Annotated in this window: 1 rRNA gene; it reads left to right on the forward strand. The window is 56.2% G+C overall.

The annotated features are described in order from the left end of the window. Window positions 1-1,392, forward strand: a 23S ribosomal RNA gene (locus ACFXAM_RS38750); the annotation flags it as partial. Window positions 1,393-1,394 lie beyond the last annotated feature (2 nt).

The following is a 1,394-nucleotide window of genomic DNA, read 5'->3' on the forward strand; positions in this document are numbered from 1 at the left end:
CTGAGACCTGATGCCGAGCCGATTGTGGTGAAGTGGATGATCCTATGCTGTCGAGAAAAGCCTCTAGCGAGTTTCATGGCGGCCCGTACCCCAAACCGACTCAGGTGGTCAGGTAGAGAATACCGAGGCGTTCGGGTGAACTATGGTTAAGGAACTCGGCAAAATGCCCCCGTAACTTCGGGAGAAGGGGGGCCATTCCTGGTGACGGCACTTGCTGTCTGAGCTGGGGGTGGCCGCAGAGACCAGCGAGAAGCGACTGTTTACTAAAAACACAGGTCCGTGCGAAGCCGTAAGGCGATGTATACGGACTGACGCCTGCCCGGTGCTGGAACGTTAAGGGGACCGGTTAGCTCCATTTCGGTGGGGCGAAGCTGAGAACTTAAGCGCCAGTAAACGGCGGTGGTAACTATAACCATCCTAAGGTAGCGAAATTCCTTGTCGGGTAAGTTCCGACCTGCACGAATGGCGTAACGACTTCTCGACTGTCTCAACCATAGGCCCGGTGAAATTGCATTACGAGTAAAGATGCTCGTTTCGCGCAGCAGGACGGAAAGACCCCGGGACCTTTACTATAGCTTGATATTGGTGTTCGGTTCGGCTTGTGTAGGATAGGTGGGAGACTTTGAAGCCGTGACGCCAGTCATGGTGGAGTCGTCGTTGAAATACCACTCTGGTCGTGCTGGATGTCTAACCTGGGTCCGTGATCCGGATCAGGGACAGTGTCTGGTGGGTAGTTTAACTGGGGCGGTTGCCTCCTAAAGGGTAACGGAGGCGCCCAAAGGTTCCCTCAGCCTGGTTGGCAATCAGGTGTTGAGTGTAAGTGCACAAGGGAGCTTGACTGTGAGACTGACGGGTCGAGCAGGTACGAAAGTAGGGACTAGTGATCCGGCGGTGGCTTGTGGAAGCGCCGTCGCTCAACGGATAAAAGGTACCCCGGGGATAACAGGCTGATCTTCCCCAAGAGTCCATATCGACGGGATGGTTTGGCACCTCGATGTCGGCTCGTCGCATCCTGGGGCTGGAGTAGGTCCCAAGGGTTGGGCTGTTCGCCCATTAAAGCGGTACGCGAGCTGGGTTTAGAACGTCGTGAGACAGTTCGGTCCCTATCCGCTGTGCGCGTAGGAGTGTTGAGAAGGGCTGTCCCTAGTACGAGAGGACCGGGACGGACGAACCTCTGGTGTGCCAGTTGTTCTGCCAAGGGCATGGCTGGTTGGCTACGTTCGGGAGGGATAACCGCTGAAAGCATCTAAGCGGGAAGCCTGCTTCGAGATGAGCACTCCCACCTCCTTGAGAGGGTAAGGCTCCCAGTAGACGACTGGGTTGATAGGCCGGATATGGAAGCCCTGTGAGGGGTGGAGTTGACCGGTACTAATAGGCCGAGGGCTTGTCCTCAG

Source organism: Kitasatospora sp. NPDC059462, from assembly GCF_042749955.1.
In the GTDB taxonomy this organism is placed as follows: Bacteria; Actinomycetota; Actinomycetes; order Streptomycetales; family Streptomycetaceae; genus Kitasatospora.